This is a genomic window from Bartonella sp. AA86SXKL, from assembly GCF_042196885.1.
This window is the reverse complement of the sequence record NZ_JBHIRE010000013.1, coordinates 22,828-48,647: the sequence shown is the minus strand read 5'-3', so window position 1 is coordinate 48,647 and position 25,820 is coordinate 22,828. Positions and strand designations below refer to the sequence as shown.

The following is a 25,820-nucleotide window of genomic DNA, read 5'->3' as shown; positions in this document are numbered from 1 at the left end:
CGGTCCGCATTGGCTGGAAAGACGTCAAAGATAATATCATTCACATCAAAACAGAAAAGAGCCAATTTAAAACAGATGTCTTTCTACCTATTTTACCGGAATTAGCCAAAACGCTTGAAGTTGGTCCTATTGGAGAAGAAACATTCATTTGTGGTAAACGCGGAAAAAAAATACCCAAAAAAAGCTTCGGAATTACATTTTATAATGCTTGTACCCAAGCAGGTATCAAAAAATCAGCGCATGGCTTAAGAAAATTAGCAGCAACACGCGCAGCTAACTCTGGTGCAACAGTATCACAATTGAAAGCACTCTTTGGCTGGACAAATGACAGTATGGCATCTCTTTATACCAAGAGCGCAGATCGCAAAAAACTCTCCCTTGAATCGATACAAAAGCTCCAAAAAAGTTAGGGATAGAGATAAAAAAACATAATAGAATCAATAAGCACCTAATCCCTTACTACAAATATAACTTTTTGATTTAATTATTATTTGTTACCGTTGCTTAAAATTATAAAGTTTAAGTGCATAGAAACAAATAACAAGCCAAGCAATCCAACTAACACCTATAATTAAAACTGGTCGTGTCTCATCAAAGTACCATAGGAGAATAAAAATAAAAACCATAAATAAAATAGAAAAAATCGATCCTATTGGCCAAAATGGAATGGGAAATTTTAAACCATTCTGAGCTTCTTTAGGCATCTTAATTCGCATAAAAAATTGTGAAAGTAGAATCATCATCCAAACAAAAACTGTCGCAAATGTTGCCATTGCAGCAATAAGAAAAAAAAGCTTTTCATGATAAAAATAATTAAGGACAGCACCAAGAAGAAAAATACCAAAGATCATCAAAATAACAAAAACTGGTATACCGTTTTTTGATAAATATTGAAACTTTTTTAAAGCATAACCTTCCTGCGATAAACCATGGATCATACGACAAGCACCATACATTCCACTATTCATTGCTGAAATAGCCGCTGTAACAACAACAATATTTAAAATATTTGCTGCATATGAAATCCCAAGATTTTCAAAAATGGATACAAAAGGGCTATCCATGAGACCAATCTCATTCCAAGGATAAAGAGACATTAAAATAGCTAACGTCATGACGTAAAAAAGCAAAATACGAACTGGAGTAGAATTAATTGCCTTTGAAATCGTTTGATGAGGGTTTTGAACTTCCATGACTGCCATGCCAATGATTTCTATGCCACCAAAAGCAAAAACAACAACACTAAAGCAAGCTAAAAAACCAAACCAACCATTGGGAAAAAGTCCACCATTTTTCCATAAATTATGAACAGTAACGGTAGAAAAATCTGTACCTTCACCCCACCCCCAAAAAATAATTGCTATTCCTAAAATAATCATCGCAATGATAGCGATAACTTTAATAGAAGATAGCCAAAACTCTAGTTCACCATAGACTTCTACAGCAGCTAAATTAATACCTGTGATGATTAATGTAATACTCAGTGCCCATACCCAAGGAGCAACATCAGGATACCAAAACCCCATATAAGTCGCAAAAGCTGTAATATCAGCCAAACCAACAAGAATCATCTCAAATACATATGTCCATCCCGTTAAAAAACCTGCTAATGGTGATATGTAATTTGCCGCATAACGAGCAAAAGAACCAGGCAATGGATTATGAAGTATCATCTCTCCTAGAGCCCGCATAACCATAAAAATAGCTAAACCAGCAATACAATAGGCAATCAAAACACTGGGACCCGCAAGCTTAATTGCCTGTGCAGACCCATAAAAAAGACCTGTTCCAATAGCAGAACCAAGAGCTAAAAAAATAACTTGGCGTTTACTCATCCCTCTTTTCAGTTCATTTATTGCCATTTCTTTCCTTACTTTTTGAAATGCTGACAATCCACACCACGATAACAGCTTTATGAGAAATAAAGCCTCATGTTTCTTTCACAAATATATTTCAAAAAACATCGAAGACCAGCCAGTCCAACACTTTGCTCTAAACAATGAAAAAATACTTTTATTGCGTATTGCGAATTATTCAGCTTTTATATATTGCGAATTATTCAGCTTTTATAGCCTGCAATTTCGTATTATTTTATTCAAATAAAGTGATAATGAATTTTTTCATAATTGTCATTTAATTCATTTCGTATTCTCTAGTTTTTTACAGAGAAAATTAACCTTAATGTAATCTAAACTTTAGGCTTCTATTTCGGTGCACTGAAATAGAAGCCTAAAAATTCATAACAAACACATTAACTATGCATACAATTAATTTTTTGTTACTTTAAGCAAACTTTCTTTGAGCCCATAAAACAAACTTTTTATGCCAATTGAATAGCTCAATCAATGATAATACGAATCTCGCAAGTTTTCAAAAGCATGAGAAAATTTATCTACAACCCATCTTTTAAGGACTCCAGCTGCCTTAACGACAAGCTTTCCAATGAAAAAAAAATATACGATAAAAAGAGCATCTTTGATTATTGGTCCGATGATAGCGTTCTCATTACCTCTGGGAATTTGCCCTGAGATAGCAATAAAATCTTTGTTTTTCGCTGAAATAAGAGGCTCTTTCTCTTGGGCCACTATCATAATGAAAACTTCCTCTGGAAAGCTAGCTCTCCTAAAATTTGCATGAATCTCAAGAATTTGAGAGAAAAAAAGAAGTGTTATTAAAACACATAATTTAGCACTTTTAAACATTCTTTTCTCCTTTTTTATTTTAAATATCAAAAATGAACTATAAAATTCATAAAGTATTAAAAATAAGAAGAATATAAAATAAAAATTTTATTTTTACTTGATACAATACATATATCATAATTTATATTTATAAAAATACAATATCACGAATATATAATTCGTATATATTATTTAACTTATATTAAAATTTCTGATATAAATCAGAAAATATAGGTGCTTTAATTTTATAGTTTCTATAAAATAACAAAATATCTAGTTAACTACAAAAATCAGATATATACAGTAATAAATATATGATTTATTAAATAATTCAAATATTGTATCGCTCCTCTATATTTTCATATGAGAAAGTTTTAAAATTCAATATCCGCCCTTCAGCATTGACCTTCAAACAAATACTATTGAAAACTTAATGAAGGAAAAATTGTTTCTGGTAAAACAGATAATAAGTGCCCTTCACGCACAAGTATATGTGCTTGATGAAGATCTGGAGCCAGATAGCGATCTTCCTTAAGAGAAGCAACATTTTTTCGTAGACATTCCATAACGGATTGCAAAAAAGTACTTGTTTTTAAAGGTGCACGATATTCAATTCCTTGTGCTGCAACAAGCGTTTCAATGCCAATAAGTGTAAAAAGATTTTCGCTCATTACCAATAACCGACGCGCTCCATGGCAAGCCATTGAAACATGATCTTCTTGATTGGCAGAAGTTGGGGTTGAATCAACGGAAGCAGGATGGGCCATTTGCTTATTTTCAGACATTAAAGCTGCCGCTGTTACTTCAGCAATCATAAAACCTGAATTAAGACCCGCATTATGCGCTAAAAAAGCTGGAAGTCCATAAGAAACTGCTGGATCAACCATAAGAGCAATACGCCGTTGAGAAATAGATCCTATTTCACATAAAGCAAGAGCAATCTGATCAGCAGCAAACGCTACAGGTTCAGCATGAAAATTCCCACCTGATACAACTTCACCATTCCTTAAAATCAATGGATTATCTGTAACAGCATTTGCTTCAATAATCAGTGTTTTTGCTGCTGCCAGCAAAATATCAAAACATGCCCCCATGACCTGTGGCTGGCAACGTATACAATAAGGATCTTGTACACGCTCATCCCCCCGTAAATGTGCTGCACGAATTTCTGAATCCTCTACAAGCTTTTCTAATGTTTTCGATACAGCAATCTGCCCATAATGTCCTCGTAAAATATGGATATCAGGATGAAATGGCGCCGTTGATCCCATGATAGCATCTGTCGTCAAAGCCCCTGCCAACAATCCACCACACAATGCCCGATAACCTCGAAAAAGACCAGCAAGTGCAAGGGCTGTTGATGTTTGAGTCCCATTAATAAGAGCTAGACCTTCCTTTGCCTCTAAAATAATAGGGGACAATCCCGCTTTCTCTAATGCAACCGCCCCACTCATACGAATATTTTGAAAAAATGCTTCCCCTTCTCCCATCATAACAGCCGCCATGTGAGCAAGTGGAGCTAGATCACCTGAAGCACCAACAGACCCTTTTTCAGGGATGACAGGAATGACGCCCTTTGCAAGCATATTTTCCAGCAAATTTACTAATTCTAGACGAACTCCTGAAGCCCCTCTTCCTAAAGAGATAAGCTTTAAGCTCATTATCAAACGCACAATATTTTCAGCTAAAGGCTCTCCTACCCCACAACAATGGGACAAAATAAGGTTTCTCTGTAAAACAGCGACATCGTCCGCATCAATTTTAATGGAAGCCAACTTCCCAAAACCAGTATTAATACCGTACACAGGCTCACTTCCAGCAGCAATTTCAGCAATGCGCTGAGCCCCTTTCTTGATAGCTAAATGCGTGTCATTATGAAGTTTACTCACTTCACCATTAAAATAAATAGCTGCAAGCTCACTAAGCGTCACCTCGCTCGGTTTCAGTATAATAGTCATAATCTACTTTCTTTTTTTTTATCAAAGTATAACGTTTAGCATTATTGATCCTTCTATAAAACAAAAAAAACTATAACGACTCTTTAAAGCGAGAATGCTTTCTTAAAGGTATTCCTTACAATGGAGTTATTATCCAAAAGTAGAATAGTTTACGATAAATGAAAATGAAATATTGACAAACACAACCAAGTCATGGATTTCAAAAATAGATAAAGCTTTAATTTATAATCATAATCTAGCATGCTTCATATTAAATGAGAGAGCTGAATATCTTAAAACTCTCTCATTCCACATCTGTGTATGTTGAATAAATCAAAACCATTCGCTTGCACGTCATAAGCGAGATTGGCGTATGGATAAAACTGTAAAAAAGGACTAAAAACTCCTCTTATGAACCGTGTCAAGGGCTGTCGCAACATTGGGAGATGAAAGTGTGGATGGTGCAGGCTTATTCTTTTATGAAGCGTAAAGATGAAAAAATCAATGGATTTATTATCAAGCTATTCTTACTAAACTTATAAAAACCTTAAATAGATAGCTGTCACAATCTATCATGATTGCAAAAATCAAACTCTATAGAAAATTAAAAAACTTATTTAACACATCACAACAGAGAAGAAATTGAGCTTATTTGCGACTTCTAAAATTGTATTTAAAGCGCCAGATTAAACCTTGAAAAACACATCTTCAATAAAACCACATAAGAATCGGCCTAACCCGTTATTTAAAATAGAAAATAAAAGAAGTTTTCTTATATCAAAAAAAAATAATTAATATATTGTTTTATATTATATCTTTTAAACAGAGAAATGCTTCATATAGCATATTTATATTTTACTTTTTTGTTATATTGAATCTGAATTTAGAGATAATTTCAAAATGAGTTGTTTTTTAAAGGTGCTTCCAAGCCATTACCTTTTTTACTACAAATTTCTGATTATGATAATTTTTTGTACTTTTTCAGTTGTTTTTGTCAAAATTTATTAAAAACACTCTCATTTAATAACAAAAAACAATCATAAAAACAAAGAATTATCAAATATTTCTATTCAATCTACCTCTTCTTATTTTATAAAATAATCTGTTGTTAAACTGCAGTAAAAAAAGCGCTTCGATACTATAATGCACTGCATAAATTTTCTATTTAAACTCTCTCATATCAAGTGAACAATGAAAATCAGCGGTAATAAGATGTCAATGTGAATGCTGAAGAAAAAAACTTTCGCCCTCAAAGTCTGCCTTAATAAGGCGTTAATTTCCTGAATACCGCCCACTCTGATGTGCTAAAAGAGCAAAAGCAATCATCGATATCGGATTATCCTGCATACATATAGAGCTCACTTCGATACAAAAGCTCCAAATTGCCTTGCACTTCATATTTCTTTATCAATGCGACCAATTGCCGCAAATATTCTTCCCCATAGCAAACAATAGCGCGTTGCGCTTGCGTTGAAGAGCGGCTCATTCCAATAAAAGCTTCAGATGGGATCATCATCGTCCAATTGTGCGTATGAAAAAAAATCTTTTCTGGATCTACCCCAAAGCCATCAGTCATTTCCTGTAAAAAATCAAAATTACGATAATAACGGGAATAATTCGGACTCATTTTCTCTAACAATGTCTCATAAGCCTCTAGAAATTCGCTATGCTTGAAATCACGATTATTTTGAATAACCGCCATGACACCATTGACTCGAAGTTGATCTGAAACAGAACAAAGCAACTTGGGACGATCCATCCACTGAAACGCTTGCGCTGCAATGACAAGATCAACCTCGCCAATTTGAGGCAATAGGTCTTCGGCACGGCCCTGATACCACTGCACCGTAGGAAATTTTTTTCGCCCCTGCTTAATCATATCTGCCGATACATCGATAGCATGATATTGGTGCTCATTTCCTAAAAATTTAACAATTCCCTCTAATGCGATGCCTGTCCCAGCACCCACATCCACAATGGACAAATGCTTTTTGTTCTTAAAAGGATGGAGCATGGTTTTAAATAAAGTAAGGGGATAGCGAGGACGATAACGATCATAATCATTAGCCAATCCATCAAACTTTTCACTTTGCCGCTGAACACTTTCTATCATAGGACTTTCACCCTCCTTCTCAATTACTACCATACATAATAAAAAAGCCTTTTTATCCAATGTATTAAACATAACTTCTAAAGGAGGAAAATAAGAACTGCCCTGACCTTCTATCTTTCCATAAGATTGATACTTACATTTTTCTCTTTTCCAATTGTTATCTGCACGTTGCGAAACCCAAAACTCCTACGAAAATAATATATTTTTCTGTAATAATAATTGATATAAATATTATTGATCTTTTATAAGATGACATCTATATTACTATTATTATTTTAACATCAACAAGTCACTTAAGCGTACCTAAAACGCAGAGAGATATCAATTTATTGATAAATACGCCTGTTTATAAAGTTCAAAATACTTTCCACCAAGAAAATAAACCCTATATAATACATAAAATATCTGTGGAGACATCTTTATGTTAAATGTACAAACTTCTTCAATGTTTAAAATATTAAAAAAATTTCCAATCGTGATTCTTTTGGCATGGTTAGTGCCATTTTTAAGTGGGTGCGGATTTAATACGATACCAACAAATGAAGAAAAAGCACATGCAGCATGGAGTGAAGTGCTCAATCAATATCAACGTCGTATAGATCTCATCCCCAATCTTGTAGAAACAGTTAAAGCTTACGCAGCTCATGAACAAAGTGTTTTCACAAATGTAATTGAAGCACGTGCTAAAGCAACACAAGTCAACATTAATGCAGATATGTTGAATAATCCAGAAGTTATGCAGCAATATCTCAAAAATCAAGCAAATTTATCAAGTGCACTTTCGCGACTTATGGCTGTTGTTGAAAACTATCCGGATCTTAAAGCAAACCAAAACTTTCTTGCTCTTCAATCACAATTAGAAGGAACAGAAAACCGTATTTCCGTTGCGCGCCGCGATTATATTGAAACAGTACGTGCCTACAATACTGCACTCAAAACAATGCCGACGATGATTTGGGCAAAATTATGGTTTCGTGATGCTAAACCTATGCCAACTTTTACCATCGATACTGATAGCCAACAAACACCAAAGGTTAATTTTAATTAATGAAATCATTTCGATACTCTTTGCAACGTATTGTATTTCCAAAATTATGGGCTTTTATCTGCTCTCTGTATTTAGTTGCTGCATTGGGAAGTATCGCTTGTTCGCAAATAAAATTTCCTCATTTAACAGGTTATGTTAATGATGTGGCTCATTTGCTCGATAATGCAACCAAGGAAGACTTGACAAAAAAACTGGCAGCACTCGAAGAGAAAACGGGAGATCAAATTGTTCTTGTAACACTCCCTACTCTTTCGGGCAACGATATAGAAACGTACAGCAATTCTCTTTTTCGTACATGGGGATTAGGCCAAAAGAAGATCAATAATGGTGTATTACTGGTCATTGCACCGAATGAACGCACAGCACGTATCGAAGTTGGATATGGTTTGGAAGGAGAGCTAACAGATGCTCTTTCCTCTGTCATTATTAATAGCTTCATGATTCCTAATTTTCGCGAAGGAAATTATCAAAAAGGAATTGCTGAAGCAGTTGATACAATTATCAAAGTTATTACAGAAAGTGATTCTGATTTTACTTTTCGCATCAAAGAAAAAGCTAAAATCGTTGAAGAACAACGTAAACAAGCTGAAAAAGAAGAAATAATTATAAATACAATCATGTTTCTCATTCTCTTTATAGTCGTTGGTTTGCCCATTCTTGCAATGATTTTTGGTAAAAAAGTGGGTCCACAAAAGTATCTCTGGCTGGGGATCATCTTCACACCTTGGTTTCTTAACTTAAGTGCCGGTGGCAGATATCCTGGTGGAAGGTTCGGTGGTCCTCGAGGTGGAGGGGGATTTAGGGGTGGTGGTGGATCATCAGGTGGTGGTGGTGCAACAGGAAGATGGTAAAAGGAACGTGGATTTTTAAGCGTAGCAAATCTTCTTAAGATAAAATTTATGAACGTATTCTCTTTTATTCAACAATTCTATAACTTACTCTGTAATCACTTTTATTGATTACAAAATAAACTCAAACATCAAGATAAATATTACCAATGACATTTGAATTGAAACATACGGATCGTAATCACTTATCACATCATTTTAATGCAATTCTAGGAAATCCACCCGTTGAATGGAAGATAAGTGATCATCTAGTTGAGTATCCTGAAGCTCTGCGTTATATGCAAGAACGTGTAGAAAAAATTCTTGCAAAAACCGCGCATGAACAAGTTTGGCTTCTTGAACACCCTTCCCTTTATACAGCGGGAACGAGTGCAAATAAAAAAGATCTTTTAGCGCCTAATTTATTCCCTGTTTATGAAGCAGGACGTGGAGGTGAATTTACATATCACGGTCCAGGACAGCGTATTGCTTATATCATGCTTGATCTTAAACGCCGAAAACAAGACATTCGTGCTTTCATTAGTGCATTAGAAGAATGGATCATACAGATGCTTGCCAACTTTAATATTAAAGGCGAACGCAGAGAAGATCGCGTTGGTGTCTGGGTTAAACAGTCTCATTGCCCATCAAAACAAAATGATCTTTCTTCCGAAGATAAAATTGCAGCTATTGGCATTCGAGTGCGCAAATGGATAAGTTTTCATGGAGTTTCTATCAATGTTAATCCTAACTTAGCCCATTATTCAGGAATTGTTCCTTGTGGAATTACAAACCACGGTGTAACAAGCTTTCTTGATCTAGGTTGCCCTGTAGCAATGCATGATATTGATATTGCTCTCAAACACGCTTTTGAAAAAATTTTTGGTCCAACAATCGATGTTTCCTAAGTGCATTGATTTTTAAATAAAAAACAGGCATAAAATTATTTTAATAATATTTGATTTTATGAGGTGGATAGTTAAACGCTATGAGCGATAACAAAAAGGATCTTTTTAGTGTTTTAAATAAAGCCCAATCTCGGGTAAATACAAAAGAAAACACTCTGCAGTCTCCAATGAAATCAAACGCGATGATTTCAAGAAAAAGTGCAAAAGATACGCAAGAAGATGACTATAATGCCCTCTCTATTCGAGTTCTTGAGGGTTTAGAGCCTGTACGTTTACGCCCTGGAATGTATATTGGTGGAACAGACAGTAAAGCGCTTCATCATTTATTTTCCGAAATTATTGATAACGCGATGGATGAAGCTGTTGCGGGTTATGCAGATTCTATTGAGGTCTCATTAGATAGGAACGGTTATATAACCGTTACAGATAATGGACGCGGTATTCCTGTTGAAAATCATCCTCAAATGCCTGAGAAATCGACTCTTGAAGTTATTATGACACAACTCCACTCAGGGGGAAAATTTGATGGAAAGGCTTATCAAACTGCAGGTGGACTTCATGGAGTAGGAATTTCTGTCGTCAATGCTCTTTCTGATGATATGGAAGTTGAAGTTGCACGAGAACGAAAACTTTACCGCCAACGTTTCTCACGTGGTATTCCTCAATCTGGATTGGAAGATCTGGGAGATGTTTATAATCGTCGTGGTACGCGCGTTCGTTTTCATCCTGATCATGAAATTTTTGGTGAAAAAGCAGCTTTTGATCCAGAAAAAATCTATAAGATGACATGCTCCAAAGCCTATCTTTTTGGTGGCGTAAAAATTCGCTGGTCTTGTGATCCCGTCATACTTGAAGGCGCAAAAAATATTCCTGAAAAAGCTGTTTTTCATTTTCCCGATGGGCTTAAAGACTATTTACTTTCGTCACTAAAAGATGAATATCGAGTAACGTCAGAAATTTTTTCTGGCAAAACACAACACAATAATGGCCATGGCTCCGTTGAGTGGGCTATCGCTTGGCATGGTGGTGATTCTTGTGTGCAATCTTACTGCAATACGATTCCTACAGGAGAAGGCGGAACACATGAAATAGGATTACGTCAAGCTCTTTTGCGTGGATTGAAATCCTACGCTGAGTTAATAGGAAACAAGCGCGCAACGATTATTACGTCTGACGATATTATGATTTCAACAGCCGCAATACTTTCAGTCTTTATCAGTAACCCTGAATTTGTTGGACAAACAAAAGATCGATTAGCAACCATTGAAGCACAGCGTATCGTTGAGAATGCAATCCGCGATCCTTTTGATCATTGGTTAGCAAATTCCCCACAAGAAGCAACAAAACTTCTCGATTGGGTTATTGAACGTGCTGAAGAACGTGTTAAACGACGCCAAGATAGAGAAATAAGTCGAAAAACTGCTGTCCGTAAATTACGTCTGCCCGGTAAACTTGCAGATTGTAGCCAGAACCATGCTTTGGGTGCTGAACTATTCATTGTTGAAGGGGATTCTGCAGGAGGATCTGCTAAACAAGCAAGAAATAGAGCAAACCAAGCAATTTTACCTCTTCGTGGTAAAATCTTAAATGTCGCCAATGCTGCACATGAAAAAATGAACTCAAGCCAAACAATTAGCGATCTTATCCTTGCTCTTGGATGTGGAACACGCTCCAAGTATCGTGAAAAAGATCTCAGATATGAACGTATTATCATCATGACAGATGCTGATGTTGATGGTGCTCATATTGCGTCACTGCTCATTACCTTCTTCTTTCAAGAAATGCCTGACCTTATTCATCAGGGACATTTATATCTTGCCGTCCCTCCCCTTTATAGAATATCGCAAGGAGGAAAAGTTGCTTATGCTCGTGACGACATTCATAAGGATGAATTGCTCAAAACTGAATTTACTGGAAAAGCTAAAATCGAAATCGGGCGTTTTAAAGGGCTGGGTGAAATGCGCGCAGAACAACTTAAAGAAACGACTATGCATCCTCAAAAACGTACATTGCTTCGTGTTTCTATTGATGCCGTGGAAATGCAAGAAACGAAAAAGACTGTAGAAAGTCTCATGGGAACAAAACCAGAAGCACGATTTCGTTTCATACAAGAAAACTCTACTTTTGCTTCTAATCTAGACATCTAATGTAAAAAATATCCCTGTCAAACCACTGCAGCTGCGTCAATCACGCGCAGTTGCGGATTGATCGTTCCATTCCAATAATTCAAACTAAGATGACCAGCTAAATGAATCATTTCACCAATATTTTCAAAAAGAAAATCACCTAGCGATGTCCCTACAGCACGAAAAGCTATTCCTTGCAATTTTTTTCCTTCAACATTAGATACAACGAGGCGAAGATGTCCTTTACCAACTTCAGATAGATTCACCAGTCTATGAGAGGGAAGAACAAAAACAGGTGTTGCATTCCCTGCTCCAAATGGCCCTGCTTTTTCAAGCAATTCAAACAGTGCTTCATTAACACCAGAAGCAGAAAGAGAACCATCTATACTAAGAGATTTTTTTGCACGCAACTGTGAAACCATTAAAGAAACTTTTTCTTCTAGCCATTTTCGAAAGATTTCAATTTTTGTTGATTGAATTGTAATTCCTGCTGCCATACTATGCCCCCCTCCTTTTTCTAATAAATTGAGTGTAACAGCTTCACGAACGATTGCTCCTAAATCTATACCATTAATTGAGCGTCCCGACCCTACGCCATTTCCATCTTCTTTCAAAGCAATAGCAAAAACAGGACAAAAAAAACGCTCTTTGAGGCGGGAAGCAAGAATACCAATAATCCCCGGATGCCATTCTTTATGAGAAATGACAAGTGACAATGGTGTTTCTTGACCTTGATAAAGAGAAGCAATATAGGATTCCGCTTGTGCTAATTGAATATTCTCCATTTCTTGGCGTTCTTGATTAAGCCGATCTAATTGTTCTGCTATTCTGTCCGCTTCATCTTTATTCTCACAGCTAAGCAAACGTGCTCCCAAAGCTTGATCACCAATGCGCCCTCCTGCATTAATTCTAGGACCTAATAAAAAACCTAAATGAAAACTATTAAGCGGCTCCCCTATTCGTGCAACCTTTGTTAAAGCTGTTATTCCTAGATTATGCATAGAACGAGCAACTTGAAGCCCTTTTAACACAAAAGCACGGTTAACCCCCTGTAATGGAACGACATCACATATGGTTGCCAATGCAACAAGATCAAGCATACTTAAAAGATCAGGCAGCGGTCCTTGGAATTGTTTTTTCCGCAGCAAATGCTGAACCCAAGCTAACGTAACAAAAACAACGCCAGCTGCACATAAATGCCCCTGTTTAGAAAAATCATCAGGACGATTAGGATTGACAAGAGCAACAGCTTCTTGATGAATCTCTGACATTTGATGATGATCTAAAATCACAACATCAGCACCAGCAAGCCTCGCTGCTTTTACGGCATCAGGACTGTTTGCGCCACAATCAACAGTGATAATTAACCGAGCGCCTTCTTGCACAAGCATCCTCATTGCTTGTTCATTCGGACCATAGCCTTCAACAATACGATCAGGAATATAAATTTTGACTTCAATACCAAAATAACGAAAAAAACGTGCTATGAGTGCCGATGAACAAGCACCATCAACATCATAATCACCAAACACAGCAACCTGTTCTTGATTGAGAAGAGCCTTAACAATGCGCTCTGCAGCGCATTGCATATCCCTAAAACTTTCTGGATCAGGCATAAGCGTACGTAATGTTGGATTAATAAAAGCAACAGCCTCAGCTTCATCCACATCTCTTGCTGAAAGTACTCGAGCTAACTGATCTGGAAAGCCAAATTTTTGAGAAATAGCGCGCGCGTTATTTATCCCTTGAACATCAAGGGCATCTAACCAAGCTTGACCACAAGCAGAAGATTCAACATTGAGAAAATAACGAGACCACTGCATTATTTCTTATTTTATAATGAAGAACGATAAAAGACAATCATGCGTTAAAGATAAAATAGTCTTTTGCAACATTCATTTTAAGTTTAAATGGTCTACAAACTTCTTTTAATGGGGTATTATAATACCTTTCTTGTAACATGTTGTTTTATAAAGTTTTTATTTTCTCTTGACGTCAATCAAAAGACATTATATCAGAGCAAGTAGTATGCGTTAAATATTTCGCTATGGTAACAATTTTCAACGCAAAACAGTAAAAATTCCCTTATATTAAAAGGGTTCTAATAAAGGATACTTCTATGGCAACTTTTTCACAAAAGCCAACTGAAGTGGTGAAAAAATGGGTTATTATTGACGCAGAAAACCTTGTTTTGGGTCGTCTTGCCACATTTGTTGCTAACCGCTTACGTGGCAAACATAAAGCTACATTTACTCCACATGTTGATGATGGTGACAACGTTATTGTCATTAATGCAGATAAAATAGCTCTCACTGGCAAAAAATATACGGATAAAAAATATTATTGGCATACCGGCTATATTGGTGGAATCAAACAACGTACAGCACGTCAACTTCTTGAGGGGCGTTTTCCCGAACGCGTTATTGAAAAAGCAGTAGAGCGCATGATTCCTCGAGGGCCCCTTGGTCGCCGTCAATTGAAGAATCTACGTGTTTACGCTGGAAGCCAACATCCACATGAAGCACAACAGCCTGAATCTCTTGACGTTGGTGCTTTAAACCGCAAAAACAAAAGGATTGCTTGATTATGGCTGAAATTAATTCTCTTTCTGAGCTTAGCATAGTAACAAGTATTACAGAAACACATGAAAATGTTGTTCCTGTTCACGTGCAGAAGCTTGATTCACAAGGACGTGCTTACGCAACAGGAAAGCGTAAAGACGCTGTTGCGCGTGTATGGATTAAACCAGGTTCTGGAAAAATCACGATCAACAATAAGGAATTTGACAAATATTTTGCTCGTCCTGTTCTTAGAATGATTCTTCGTCAACCAATTGTTGCAACAAATAGGGATACCCAGTTTGATATTATTGCAACCGTTGCAGGCGGTGGTCTTTCTGGACAAGCCGGTGCAGTGCGCCATGGCATTTCCAAAGCTTTAACCTATTACGAACCAGAACTTCGCTCAATCTTGAAAAAAGGTGGGTTTCTTACCCGTGATAGTCGTGTTGTTGAACGTAAAAAATACGGTAAAGCAAAAGCACGTCGTTCTTTCCAATTCTCAAAGCGTTAATTTCAATTTTTGCAATGCATAAAGCCTCGGACAAAAACGGGGCTTTTTTAAACTGCTAAAACAGACTTTTAGATGAATGTAGGAACAAATCTATACCGATTAGAAAAAACAAGAATGCAAAACAACCTCTTCTCTTAAGATAAAAGGCAAGAAAAATAGACCGAAAAAATTCAAAACTTCAGTTTCAATTTTTTAAATCTGTTTTACTAACTTGTAATATATCGACGTGCTAAAGCACAAAAATATTTACGCGACAACTTTAGCAATCTTATAAGCTTTTCAATATTTTTTCTATCATCACTTAACAAGCTTTAGTCCAAGAAATGCTTTACCATTGTAATAAAATGAGGGACAGAAATAGGCTTTGACATATATTCTTCACATCCACTGGCACGAATTCGCTCCTCATCGCCTTTCATAGCAAAAGCTGTTACAGCAACAACGGGGATTGATCGAAGTTCTTCATCTTCTTTTAATTGTTTAATAACATCTATTCCAGAGACCTCTGGCAACTGGATATCCACAAGGATAAGAGATGGCATTGATGAACGCGCCAAATCTAATGCCATAAGACCATTACGTGTTTCAACGGTTTCATAACCACTCGCTTCTACAAGATCGCGAAATAACTTCATATTAAGCTCATTATCTTCCACGATCATGACTTTTTTTGACATTCGTATAACTCCACCCTTCTCAGATAAAATAGAGAAATAGAAATGAATCCACATTCTCTTTGCTTAAGATAAAATGATAAAATGAATTGTAAACCACAAAGAGATTAAAAGATTCCAATAAAAGCATTTTTGCAAATATTTGTAAGACGCATCGCTATACTTATTCAGTTCATCAACATAAAACCCACAAATAGTCGTAAGATTGTGTGACCTTGTATTTTTTGAGTTGATATACAAAGTTTATGGATATCTCAATTAATGCATTCGCGTTTTCATCATAAAAAAAATATCAACCACAAACTTAGCTCAAATGCGCATTTTGAAGAGAAAAAAATTTAAGTAAATTTAAAAAGCAACTGATTAGCTGAATTTAATGCACCATATACAGGCATCCACAAAACAATATCTTAATGATATAAAAGGATAAACTTATCAAGGTCATTAAGATTAAAAAAAATAAATAAACCGTGATTAAATATCACGGTTTATTTAATATAAAACATTCAATAACAGCATAATTCAAAGTTTATCAAGGATAATATCTTTTAATTCAAAGCCCATGAACTATGAGCAAAAGCATCGAATGTTCTTCCACCTGTCTCTCTGTTAGGACTCGGTGGCTTTCTAGTAAAGAAATATACAAGATATGCGATGAGACCAAAAATCGCTGTCTCCAACCCCATTAAACCCGCAACTTTTTGGACATTTTTCTCAGCCCCTTGTCCTCCAAACTGGCTAATAATCATATCAACAGCTTTAATAACTCTATTTTCCTGTGTCATTACAGAAATAAAACCAGCATTTTGAAATCTGCCATTTAAAGAATCAGCATTGGCTCTTAAAATCTGTGAAAAGAAAATCGCTACTGCAACAAAACATACTATACAATGCTTGAATATTTTCATCATAACCACCTAATTACAATATTTAGTAAAATAAATTTTCTTTACCGCCCCCTCTAAATAGAAAACATTCCGTTATCTATCGATAAAGTATATTTATCTTCTGATAATAAAAATATAATACAAAATTTAATTAATAATTTTATTTTAATTGTTAATTTTATATTATATTACACTTACAATATATCCGTTACATGTTTATTTAATAATTGTCAATTATTTTATTTGTACTTTACATTATGTAGTTTAATGATTAAAATATATTAAAATAAAATTATTTTATTGTTTTTATTATAAATTTAGCTTTATTATCATAAATATTATTATGATTTTATAATATATAAAAATATCAATATGTTGTTTTTTAGTTACACATAATATTTTTATTTTTTTGTATAATATAGTAAAATAAATATTTTTATAAAATAATTTTTCCTTAGGATAGATTGAGAAAAAATATTTGCCCCAGCTACAATTAGCGTAAGCACCAGCTTAACTCTTTGATTGAAAAAGCTAAATTAGGTAAGATAAGGGATAACTTTGGTGAATGCGCCAAATCTAATGCCATAAGCTATTACACATTTCAACGATTTCACAGCCATGCGTTTCTACAAGAACGTGGAATAATTTTAATAAAGTTCATTGTCTTCCACAATTATAACTTTCTAACATTAATATAATTCCACGACTCTAAGATAAAATAGAGAAATAAAAATGAATACACCTTCTTTCTAACCAAGATAAAATGATTAAAAATATGAATCATAAAAATTTAATAATGTCCAATAAAAGCATTTTAGCAAATATTTGTAAGACGCATCGCTATACTTATTCAGTTTATCAAAATGATAATCTAGAATAGCCGTAAAATGATGTGATCGTATATTTTTTGAGTTAATACGAAAAATTTATGGATATTTAAATCAGCTCATGCCCCTTTTCATCTTAGAAAAGATATCAATCACGAAAATTAACATCGATATATATATTTTGGAAAAAAATTTAAATAACGTTGATATGGATAGATTATTTGCTAGCAAACAATCTTCTCTATTAAATCAGAGTGTTCACTACTGTGATATTGTAATCTCAATCACGACAACACTTCAATAACAGACTAAAATATAGATTCACTATAAGCTTAAAATAAAAATTTTGGAATTGATCATACATACAATGAATGAACCGTAAAATACAAAAGTAATCATAACACTAGAAAATGAAAAAGCTTATCACTCTTGTTCACTATTCCTTCCTCTCTCATTTTTTCTGTGTTATTTTTAAAGTCTTGTAAAAGATATGAATTACATGCAAAAAAATTTAGCCCTTTGTAATCTCTACGCCATCAATCACATTAGTTTTATTAATGATAAGCAATAACATCTGTATAGCTCTAAGCTTAGAGAGTAACACCAGATTAAAGTATAATTTTTATTTATTGTAAAAGAGGATGTAAAACTACATTTTACTCTTATCATTGTTAAGAAAAATTGAAAAATGAGCTTATTAATATTTAAAAAATAGAAAATATTTTTTTACAAAATAATATCTTATTTAATTACTTTTTAAAATAACCTATTTAAAATAATATAAATATATTATGTTTATATTGTATGTGTTTAAATTGTATATTTTTAATTAAATAATAATATTTATAATAATACTAAAATATTACATAATAATTATCTTTCTATTAAATAGAATAAGAAATTCACAAGAAAATAAGGTATAATTCTCTTTGTTTACAAGAACAACAAAGAAATATATTTAATTATGTTATTGAACTCAGTTGCGTTGCCATCGTTTTTGCCTGCTTGGATTGGTGAATCCTTTTATTTCCAAGCAATTATTAACTGAATTTTGACTGCTCAGCATGCTGAAAAATCTCTATGTGATTGTTGTCTTGATAATTGCTATCATGTTGTTTGGCGAAGCTCTTAGCTTTCTATCGGGCAACTTAAAAGCTTTATTCTGTCAATTTTCTTATTGTTTAAGCAAAAACTCATCCACGTAATAATATATTGAATGTACCAACAAAATCCGCACGAATAACCACATTTTGCACATATAAAAATTACCCATCTTTGACAGTTTTTTAGCACTATAAACGCAACAAAAGTAAATTTTGCTCGGAGGAGAAAGCACTACTAATATTGTACACCATCTTACAATTGGCTTGTGTCATCAAGCAGCCATCCAAACTCAAACTAAAACTGATCTAAAACCAAGAAATTTAACTCTATGATTTCTGTTGTAAATTCTTTGCTCATAGCTATAGAAATACGACCGATTTTATGCATGAATATGTCTAATAAAAATCCTCATGTGTAAATTTTACATACCCTATACCGCCAGGATAAATAACGATATTTTACAGTACGATAGAATTTTCACTCAATTTTTTATTTTTATAATCATGATGACTTTTATATTATCCCCCTAATCCATTAAATTTACGCATTGTTTTCTTATAACTTATGAAAGTCATGACCATGGAAAGAAAAGCGCTCAACAGAAGATATCCAATATTCCATTCGTCTTTACCAAGCAACAATGACACAGGCAAGGAAGCAGAAAAAGCCATGGGAAGCATAAACAAAAGCCATTTTACAATGCTTAAAGGATAAATTCCTATTGGCACAAATGAAAGCTCGTAAATCATTTCATGAAAATATTCGACAGGCATCTTACGGCTAATAATAAATGTTATAAAATTGAACATCATGAAAAAACAAATATTGACGATAAAAACACAAAATATTGCAACAATAAAAGAGATCCATCTTAGCTTAAGATCAGAAATATTCGGTAATGATACAAATAAATAGGCACTAACATAAAGGACAAAGAGCTTGATCAAATTAAGAGGTTTACACCAACCAAACAACATCAACAACCAGATTGAAACGGGCTTTATCAAGTATGGTTCAATTTTACCATCCGCTACTTTTTCAAAAAACGTTTCAATAGAATTAGTAAAAATATTCAAAAATATTCCAAGTAAAACAAAGACAACAAAGATAAAATGGATTTCATCTCTGCTATAGTTACCGATCTTTCCTGAAAAAGAAGATATTCTATCAATAAATATGAATTGAATAAAATAATAGCATAGAGAAAGCATAAACTCCCCAGCCAAATTCTTACCATAAACAATCTGTCGGCGGATATTCAGACTGATAAAATGAAGGATGATTTTCATCTCAACCACCTGCTCCATTATATGCTTTCATCCCTTTATTCCAAGCAATATAAATTAAGAATAAAAAACACAAAATATAAGTAAAACTTCCGAAAATAAACTGCTGAAACAACGCTAAATTTTGCGTCGCGAAAAACTCGGCAGGAGCTGATATCATGAAACGATAAGGATTAAATTGCATAAGCGGAATAAGCCACACCGGCCAAAAAGATGGTGGTAAAAGAACACCCCCAAGAAGCGCTGAACTGAGAATACTGAAAGAAAGTAATATATTGTACTCAATCACCCAAAAGCTTAATAAGGCAATTCCAAAAGAGATTAAAAAACAAAGCAATTGTGATAGAATAACAACCAAAAAAAAGAACAGAAAAGCGATGACCAATCCCAGAATATTTTCATAGGATAAAACAAGCTTAACAACAAAAAGAGCCAATAAGGGAATGCTATATAATACACTCTCCCCTAAAAAAGTAAAAAGCATTTGTGTCATATAACTAAAGGGCTTTGTAAGATATACTTCTAATTGACCTTCTTTAACATGATGAGAGAAAAACTTAATCACATTATAACCATTATTTAAGCGACCTAGGACTAAAGCAAAAGCATAATAATACATCATATCATAAAAGCTAAAGCCATTTATGGTGTTGCCCGTATCAGAGAAAAGTGCATTCCATAATAGAAGTTGAATAACAAATGGCGAAAGTGTCCCAATGATAATATCGGTAAAAAACATTGCTCTATCACTTAGAACAGTCAGTAATCCATTCTTGGCAAAAAGAAACATACCAAAGCAGTGGTTAGATAAATTCTTTAAATTTAACACGGAGCATCTCTTCAAGAGAGGGAGTGGATACAGAGAACGTACAGTTCAATTTGGTTGTAATTTCGCGTACAAAACGCGCAAAATCCTCACGGGGCAACGAAACCTCCAGCGAGCATTCTTCAGCGTTAAAGTACTTATCTTTTAAAGGAGTAGATAATTTCAACGCAATCTCATCAATTTTTTCTACAACAGCTGAAGGTGCCGCCAAGTGTTCACAAAAAAGTGTCATTCTCACCAAAGAAGGAATGACATTTTTAAGCGCATGAAGATTACCATGAAACTGTTTCTTTCCTTTATGCAAGAGAATAATATCATCGACGTATCCATCAATATCTCCCATATCATGACTTGTGATGATATACCCAGTGCCACGCTCCCTTTTCAGTTTTTTAAGAAGCTCCCTGATTTCATGCTTAGATGTAAGATCAAGACCAATACTTGGCTCATCGAGAAACAACAGTTTAGGTCTAAAGGAGAGATTAAATGCCAATTCACTTTTCACTCTCTCACCCAGACTAAGTATCCGCACTGGCTTATCCATAATATGCTCAAGACCCAGTAACTCAGCGATCTCTTTAAGATCACGGGTAAAAGAGGCGCGTTCAAGACCATATAATGGTTGAACCATATCCAGACTGTAGCGTAAGGGCAAATCCCACCATAAACAATTCTTATGACCAAAGACCACACCCAAAGACTTGAACAGATTTTTCTTCGCTTTATAAGGATCAACACCAAGGACTTTAACACATCCCTCATCAGCGTATTGTATACCAGAAAGTATTTTAATCAGTGTCGATTTACCCGCTCCGTTAGGGCCAAGAATTGCTAACGATTGCCCTGAAAAGAGGGTGAAACTCATATCTTTTAACACATAATGATTTGTATAATCCGGCTTGAAGAGAGAAAACACCTTGTTTTTAAAACCAATTTCTCTGTCAATGTTGCGATATATTTTTGAGACGTTATTAACGTCAATCAATAATGATCCCATCAGTCACTCCTAATTTCAACTTATCTCCCCTTTGAATGTTCCCATAATAAATATCTGTTTTTGTTCACTAGAAAAAACAAAAGTGTTCAAGCCCTCCCTAGAGCAATAAAACGCACCTGACGTTTTATCTCCAATTTTTTGTCTAGATATTTTTTCAATGTGATGAGTTCACTTCAATGAAGCATTAAGATACTAAAAACTTATTTCTTCTTTTATGAAAGATAATCTTTTGGATAAACTAAGTAAGTAGAAAAATAATTGGTCATTGAAAGGAGAGCTTTGCTAAGAAGGCTTCATTGTGTAAGCAAAGATACAAAGCATAAATCTATACTATAAGCATATCAAACCACATTGATAACAAAACAAAAATCCTTGACAACAGGAATTTTTTGAGAGGCTACTTTCCCTCAGCATTACTATAAAATGCCTCCATTATTCCCCATGAAAAAACTAAAATTGCTTTCACTATTTTAGTAAATATCTTTCAGATTTTATCTAACTCATCTCCCTCAACAGACACGCCTCCCCAATATATGACCTCTGTAGATAATTCAAAGGAGCAGCTTCATAAACTCAGATTATTAAACGATACATCATATCCAAAAATAACAATACAATCAATTATGGATAAAGATCTGTAGAAAGAAAGCCATGATATTCGAAAATTTCATCACTCAAAAACACAATTTTCTCATAGCAATTGACTTATCAAAAACTTTCTTCAAATAATGCCCTATTCATCTTATAAAATTTATAGACAAAATTTGTATCAATCAAAAAGAACAAATGAAGTTTGTTTAGTTGGTTTCAGCATCACTCTCATTAAAAGATAAAAGATTAAAACTTTGGACCATATGAGGTGGTAAAGGTGCAACAATGTCCAATATTCCTCCTGAAGGATGAGGAATACGAATACGACGTGCATGAAGATGAAGACGATTTTGAATTCCTCCTGGTAATGTCCAATTACTATCAGAAAAAAAATACTTTGTATCGCCAATGATAGGATGATCCATATGGGCAGCATGCACACGAAGCTGATGTGTTCTCCCTGTATAGGGTTCCATTTCAAGCCACGAAAGAGCCCGCCCTCGCGTATCTAAAACGCGATAGTAGGAAACCGCATGATGTGAATCTGGCTCCCCATGTTCACAAACACGCATTTTGTCACCTTGTGCAGTCATTTCCTTAACCATCCACGTTGAAATTTTGTCCTGCTTTTTTTTAGGCACACCCCGAACCAACGCCCAATAAGTCTTTTTTGTTTCTCGCGCTCTAAAAGCAGCAGTTAAGGACTGAGCAGCTCCCCTTGATCGCGCAACAATAAGCACACCCGACGTCTCACGATCAAGACGATGAACCAAACGCGGCTTTTCACCTTTTTTATTGCGCCATACCTCAAGCATACTATCCATATGACGTGTTAAACCAGAGCCTCCTTGTACAGCCAACCCAGCTGGTTTATTAAAAACAAATACCTTTGGATCTTCATAAAGCAGCATTTTTTTCAAAACGGTCCCATCATCCTGCCCACGAAGTGTTTTATCCGTTATTGAAAGATTTTCCTTGTCATTAATAGGGAGAGGTGGAATACGAACAGCTTGCCCTATACAAAGACGCGTATCGGCTTTAACACGTCCACTATCAACCCGTATCTGACCAGAACGCAACAATTTTTGCAAAGCTCCAAAACCAAGTCCTGGATAATGCACTTTAAACCAGCGATCTAAGCGCATTCCATTTTCATCTGCCTCAACTTTTTTTATTTCTATGCCTGCCATGAAAATTCCCTTACCTGCTAATTTTATTGATCTATTTTTGCGCCTTTATAAACACAAAAATTCATATTTTAGTTGGTTTTATCACACCATATTACAGTTAGTATCCAAAATTTCCTTTTCTTAACGTCCAAATTTTATTAGCTAAAAACTAAGCGTTGTAAAAATCAACAGCCTTTACGCTTAATAGCGAATGGAGATAATTAACCGTGTCCTTATTCAAAACCTATGCACGTGTTCTCACTTACCTAAATAGAGAAAAAAATGCATCCCTTTTAATCTGTACCGCTAATGTTATATTAGCTATTATCACTATTGCAGAACCTATTTTATTTGGACAAGTTATTGATTCTATTACAGACAAAACAGCTATCATCCCTACTCTTGCCATTTGGGTTTGTTTTGGACTTTCACATATTATTGCTTATGTCCTTGTTGCTCGCGGTGCTGACCGCTTAGCCCATAGACGCCGCTTAACGGTTTTAACGGAATCTTTCGAACGTATCATTGCCATGCCTTTAATTTGGCATCAACAACGTGGAACTTCCAACGCACTCCATACACTTTTGCGCGCAATAGATTCCATGTCAACCATATGGCTTGATTTTATGCGCCAACATCTCTCAACGCTTGTCGCCTTATTGGTTCTCATCCCCATAGCGTTTAATATGAATTGGCGTCTTTCAATAGTCTTGGTTGTGCTTGCCATCATTTATGTATTAATTGCACGTTTAGTGATGCGAAAAACAAAAGACGGACAAGCCGCTGTAGAATGCTATCATCATAACCTTTTTAAGCATGTCAGTGATTCAATCTCTAATGTTTCCATTGTACAAAGTTATAACCGAATAAAAGAAGAAACTTCCATACTGCATCAACATACAAATGCTCTTCTTAAAGCACAAAATCCTGTTCTCAATTGGTGGGCGCTCGCCAGTGGCTTAAATCGAATGGCTTCAACAATTTCAATCGTTTGTGTTCTTCTCCTTGGAGCTTTTTTTGTTGCAAAAGATCAATTACGAGTAGGTGAAGTCGTTGCTTTTGTTGGATTTGCACAACTCATGATTAGCCGCCTAGACCAAATGAGCAGTTTTATTAATTGTGCAATATCCTCACAAGCAAAACTGCAAGAATTTTTTGAAATGGAAGACTCAACCTTTCATATCAACGAACCGCAAAATCTTCCTTCCCTCCAAAATGTTAAAGGCGCCATACAATTTCATCACGTGACCTATCAATTCCAAAATTCTTCTCAAGGTGTTTTTGATATTTCCTTTGAAGTTAAAGCAGGACAAACTGTTGCGATTGTAGGACCAACAGGGGCTGGAAAAACAACATTGATCAATCTGTTGCAGCGCGTATACGACCCTACCCTTGGGCATATCTCCATTGATGGAATAAATATATGCTCAATCAATCGCGAATCTTTACGCAAATCTCTAGCAACAGTATTTCAAGACTCGGGTCTTTTCAACCGTACTATTCATGACAATATTTCAATAGGAAAAGCGAGCGCAACGAATGAAGAACTTTATGAAGCAGCAAAAATAGCAGAAGCTCACGATTTTATTCTAAAAAAAGCTGATTGTTATAACACAATAGTGGGCGAACGAGGATCTCAATTATCAGGTGGAGAAAAACAACGACTAGCAATTGCACGCGCTGTTTTAAAAAATGCCCCTATTCTCATTCTAGATGAAGCAACAAGCGCTCTTGATGTTGAAACAGAAGCACGAGTCAAAGATGCTCTCGATTGTATAAGCCATAACCGTACTACTTTTATTATAGCACATCGCCTCTCAACAGTACGCAATGCTGATGTGATACTCTTTCTGGATCATGGTCACTTAATGGAAAAAGGAAACTTTCAAGAATTAATCGATAGAGGGGGACGTTTCTCTAAATTTTTAAAGGCAAGTGGTTTAACAATCAAACCACCAAAAAGAGAAGGAGAAAATGTTATCCCCTTACATGAAGCCATAGCATCATAAAATTGATACTCTTTTCAAGCAAAAAAATCCTCCTCAGAATAACAAGAGTGCTTATATATGATACAAGTAAAAAGATTTCTAAAAATACCACAATCCATTTTAGGTATTTAAGAAAAATATTAAAACAGTCTAGTATTTTCTCTGCTATTGCAATTTTACTAGATTGGGACAAAAATATTTCCCTATATCTGTGAATATTGACGAGTATACATTCTCATTTAGGGAAAATGTAAAGGTAAAAACAATTTCCAGTTTTACCGTCTTCTTTTTACTCAGCTTTACGAATTTCAAAACGAACTAAAGAAATATCTTTTAAATAATGAATATTATGTATTGCGTTGCACTTTGTTTATCACTTTCTTTATAGTCCTCTCATAAAGAACAGAACATCATTGTTTTGCACATTCATATGACTTTTTTTAAGAAACATTTCTCAATGCTCTTAAGCCCATTTCACAACGACATTCGTGAGTGGTTTTGATTAATTTAACATACACAGAATTTGAAATAATAAAATCCTACGAATATTCGTAGCTCTTATTCAAAAGATAAAACGATAAATTATCATTATAACTCAATGTATTAAAGCAATTTTATCATAAATAAATTAGATATTAATCTAAATCTTTAGATTTATGTGATATTCCTTTGATTCATATTGATAATTCATTACTTTATAATATGAAATAAAGATTTATAAAGATAGGAGAATATTCCTTTCAAGACCTTTTAATAATA

The 25,820-nt window shown here is 34.8% G+C and carries 19 protein-coding genes; 8 read left to right on the top strand and 11 right to left on the bottom strand.

What is annotated here, in order from left to right; translation table 11 throughout:
* Positions 1 to 410: tyrosine-type recombinase/integrase (locus tag ACFIO5_RS06860; RefSeq protein WP_375705166.1), on the top strand; the 410-nt coding region annotated here is incomplete at its 5' end.
* Between the two features lie 84 nt (positions 411 to 494).
* Here ACFIO5_RS06860 and ACFIO5_RS06855 read toward each other — a convergent pair.
* From ACFIO5_RS06855 to ACFIO5_RS06840, 4 genes are all read right to left on the bottom strand, one after another.
* On the bottom strand, positions 495 to 1,862 hold the full coding sequence (locus tag ACFIO5_RS06855; RefSeq protein ID WP_375634743.1) for an amino acid permease: 1,368 nt from the start codon (positions 1,860 to 1,862) through the stop codon (positions 495 to 497).
* A gap of 480 nt (positions 1,863 to 2,342) precedes the next feature.
* On the bottom strand, positions 2,343 to 2,702 hold the full coding sequence (locus ACFIO5_RS06850) for a hypothetical protein (RefSeq protein ID WP_375634742.1): 360 nt from the start codon (positions 2,700 to 2,702) through the stop codon (positions 2,343 to 2,345).
* 398 nt (positions 2,703 to 3,100) lie between these two features.
* Positions 3,101 to 4,639 (bottom strand): histidine ammonia-lyase, encoded by a 1,539-nt coding sequence (gene hutH, locus ACFIO5_RS06845; protein WP_375633778.1) that lies wholly within the window; start codon positions 4,637 to 4,639, stop codon positions 3,101 to 3,103.
* A 1,315-nt stretch (positions 4,640 to 5,954) separates the two neighbouring features.
* A complete protein-coding gene (locus ACFIO5_RS06840) occupies positions 5,955 to 6,731 on the bottom strand; it encodes a class I SAM-dependent methyltransferase (protein WP_375629030.1) in 777 nt (258 codons plus the stop codon).
* Between the two features lie 421 nt (positions 6,732 to 7,152).
* Here ACFIO5_RS06840 and ACFIO5_RS06835 point away from each other — a divergent pair, with 421 nt between their 5' ends.
* From ACFIO5_RS06835 to parE, 4 genes are all read left to right on the top strand, one after another.
* Positions 7,153 to 7,779 carry a LemA family protein gene (locus ACFIO5_RS06835; RefSeq protein WP_375629028.1) on the top strand — a complete coding sequence of 209 codons (627 nt, stop codon included), beginning with the start codon at positions 7,153 to 7,155 and terminating at the stop codon, positions 7,777 to 7,779.
* Complete coding sequence (locus ACFIO5_RS06830; RefSeq protein WP_375705165.1) at positions 7,779 to 8,630, top strand: TPM domain-containing protein; 852 nt, start codon at positions 7,779 to 7,781, stop codon at positions 8,628 to 8,630. The genes ACFIO5_RS06835 and ACFIO5_RS06830 overlap by 1 nt, the downstream gene beginning before the upstream one ends.
* Positions 8,631 to 8,776: 146 nt before the next feature.
* Entirely contained in the window at positions 8,777 to 9,514 is a 738-nt protein-coding gene (gene lipB, locus ACFIO5_RS06825) for a lipoyl(octanoyl) transferase LipB (protein WP_375632403.1), read from the top strand.
* An 80-nt stretch (positions 9,515 to 9,594) separates the two neighbouring features.
* Positions 9,595 to 11,661 carry a DNA topoisomerase IV subunit B gene (gene parE, locus ACFIO5_RS06820; protein WP_375633783.1) on the top strand — a complete coding sequence of 689 codons (2,067 nt, stop codon included), beginning with the start codon at positions 9,595 to 9,597 and terminating at the stop codon, positions 11,659 to 11,661.
* Positions 11,662 to 11,678: 17 nt separating this feature from the next.
* Here parE and recJ read toward each other — a convergent pair whose 3' ends face one another.
* Entirely contained in the window at positions 11,679 to 13,463 is a 1,785-nt protein-coding gene (gene recJ, locus ACFIO5_RS06815) for a single-stranded-DNA-specific exonuclease RecJ (RefSeq protein ID WP_375705164.1), read from the bottom strand.
* 296 nt (positions 13,464 to 13,759) lie between these two features.
* On the opposite strand from recJ, the gene rplM reads away from it, so the two are divergent.
* Positions 13,760 to 14,224, top strand: coding sequence for a 50S ribosomal protein L13 (gene rplM, locus ACFIO5_RS06810; protein ID WP_015856544.1), 465 nt, complete (start codon positions 13,760 to 13,762; stop codon positions 14,222 to 14,224).
* A gap of 2 nt (positions 14,225 to 14,226) precedes the next feature.
* Positions 14,227 to 14,712: a 30S ribosomal protein S9 gene (gene rpsI / locus ACFIO5_RS06805; protein ID WP_015856545.1), complete on the top strand. Its 486-nt coding sequence runs from the start codon at positions 14,227 to 14,229 to the stop codon at positions 14,710 to 14,712.
* Positions 14,713 to 15,023: 311 nt separating this feature from the next.
* Here rpsI and ACFIO5_RS06800 read toward each other — a convergent pair whose 3' ends face one another.
* The 6 genes from ACFIO5_RS06800 to ACFIO5_RS06775 all read right to left on the bottom strand — a co-directional run bounded on the left by ACFIO5_RS06800 (position 15,024) and on the right by ACFIO5_RS06775 (position 23,094).
* Entirely contained in the window at positions 15,024 to 15,389 is a 366-nt protein-coding gene (locus tag ACFIO5_RS06800; protein ID WP_273724078.1) for a response regulator, read from the bottom strand.
* 545 nt (positions 15,390 to 15,934) lie between these two features.
* Positions 15,935 to 16,294 (bottom strand): hypothetical protein, encoded by a 360-nt coding sequence (locus ACFIO5_RS06795; RefSeq protein ID WP_375613153.1) that lies wholly within the window; start codon positions 16,292 to 16,294, stop codon positions 15,935 to 15,937.
* Between the two features lie 2,428 nt (positions 16,295 to 18,722).
* Complete coding sequence (locus ACFIO5_RS06790) at positions 18,723 to 19,511, bottom strand: ABC-2 family transporter protein (RefSeq protein ID WP_375633785.1); 789 nt, start codon at positions 19,509 to 19,511, stop codon at positions 18,723 to 18,725.
* The gene (locus ACFIO5_RS06785; protein ID WP_375634737.1) at positions 19,495 to 20,319 is read right to left on the bottom strand and encodes an ABC-2 family transporter protein; all 825 of its coding nucleotides are present in this window, start codon (positions 20,317 to 20,319) and stop codon (positions 19,495 to 19,497) included. The genes ACFIO5_RS06790 and ACFIO5_RS06785 overlap by 17 nt, the downstream gene beginning before the upstream one ends.
* Complete coding sequence (locus ACFIO5_RS06780; RefSeq protein WP_375636967.1) at positions 20,294 to 21,313, bottom strand: ATP-binding cassette domain-containing protein; 1,020 nt, start codon at positions 21,311 to 21,313, stop codon at positions 20,294 to 20,296. Before ACFIO5_RS06780 ends, ACFIO5_RS06785 begins: the two co-directional genes overlap by 26 nt.
* Positions 21,314 to 22,110: 797 nt before the next feature.
* Positions 22,111 to 23,094, bottom strand: a complete 984-nt coding sequence (locus ACFIO5_RS06775) for an RluA family pseudouridine synthase (protein ID WP_375633788.1) — start codon at positions 23,092 to 23,094, stop codon at positions 22,111 to 22,113.
* 206 nt (positions 23,095 to 23,300) lie between these two features.
* Here ACFIO5_RS06775 and ACFIO5_RS06770 point away from each other — a divergent pair, with 206 nt between their 5' ends.
* Positions 23,301 to 25,082, top strand: coding sequence for a glucan ABC transporter ATP-binding protein/ permease (locus ACFIO5_RS06770; protein WP_375633789.1), 1,782 nt, complete (start codon positions 23,301 to 23,303; stop codon positions 25,080 to 25,082).
* Positions 25,083 to 25,820 lie beyond the last annotated feature (738 nt).

Bases quoted from the DNA above. Each gene is read 5' to 3' on its own strand.
- rplM (WP_015856544.1), top strand. From the start codon at position 13,760: ATGGCAACTTTTTCACAAAAGCCAACTGAAGTGGTGAAAAAATGGGTT.
- recJ (WP_375705164.1), bottom strand. From the start codon at position 13,463: ATGCAGTGGTCTCGTTATTTTCTCAATGTTGAATCTTCTGCTTGTGGT.
- ACFIO5_RS06855 (WP_375634743.1), bottom strand. From the start codon at position 1,862: ATGGCAATAAATGAACTGAAAAGAGGGATGAGTAAACGCCAAGTTATT.
- ACFIO5_RS06840 (WP_375629030.1), bottom strand. From the start codon at position 6,731: ATGATAGAAAGTGTTCAGCGGCAAAGTGAAAAGTTTGATGGATTGGCT.
- hutH (WP_375633778.1), bottom strand. From the start codon at position 4,639: ATGACTATTATACTGAAACCGAGCGAGGTGACGCTTAGTGAGCTTGCA.
- rpsI (WP_015856545.1), top strand. From the start codon at position 14,227: ATGGCTGAAATTAATTCTCTTTCTGAGCTTAGCATAGTAACAAGTATT.
- ACFIO5_RS06800 (WP_273724078.1), bottom strand. From the start codon at position 15,389: ATGTCAAAAAAAGTCATGATCGTGGAAGATAATGAGCTTAATATGAAG.
- lipB (WP_375632403.1), top strand. From the start codon at position 8,777: ATGACATTTGAATTGAAACATACGGATCGTAATCACTTATCACATCAT.
- parE (WP_375633783.1), top strand. From the start codon at position 9,595: ATGAGCGATAACAAAAAGGATCTTTTTAGTGTTTTAAATAAAGCCCAA.
- ACFIO5_RS06775 (WP_375633788.1), bottom strand. From the start codon at position 23,094: ATGGCAGGCATAGAAATAAAAAAAGTTGAGGCAGATGAAAATGGAATG.
- ACFIO5_RS06850 (WP_375634742.1), bottom strand. From the start codon at position 2,702: ATGTTTAAAAGTGCTAAATTATGTGTTTTAATAACACTTCTTTTTTTC.
- ACFIO5_RS06780 (WP_375636967.1), bottom strand. From the start codon at position 21,313: ATGGGATCATTATTGATTGACGTTAATAACGTCTCAAAAATATATCGC.
- ACFIO5_RS06795 (WP_375613153.1), bottom strand. From the start codon at position 16,294: ATGAAAATATTCAAGCATTGTATAGTATGTTTTGTTGCAGTAGCGATT.
- ACFIO5_RS06790 (WP_375633785.1), bottom strand. From the start codon at position 19,511: ATGGAGCAGGTGGTTGAGATGAAAATCATCCTTCATTTTATCAGTCTG.
- ACFIO5_RS06835 (WP_375629028.1), top strand. From the start codon at position 7,153: ATGTTAAATGTACAAACTTCTTCAATGTTTAAAATATTAAAAAAATTT.
- ACFIO5_RS06830 (WP_375705165.1), top strand. From the start codon at position 7,779: ATGAAATCATTTCGATACTCTTTGCAACGTATTGTATTTCCAAAATTA.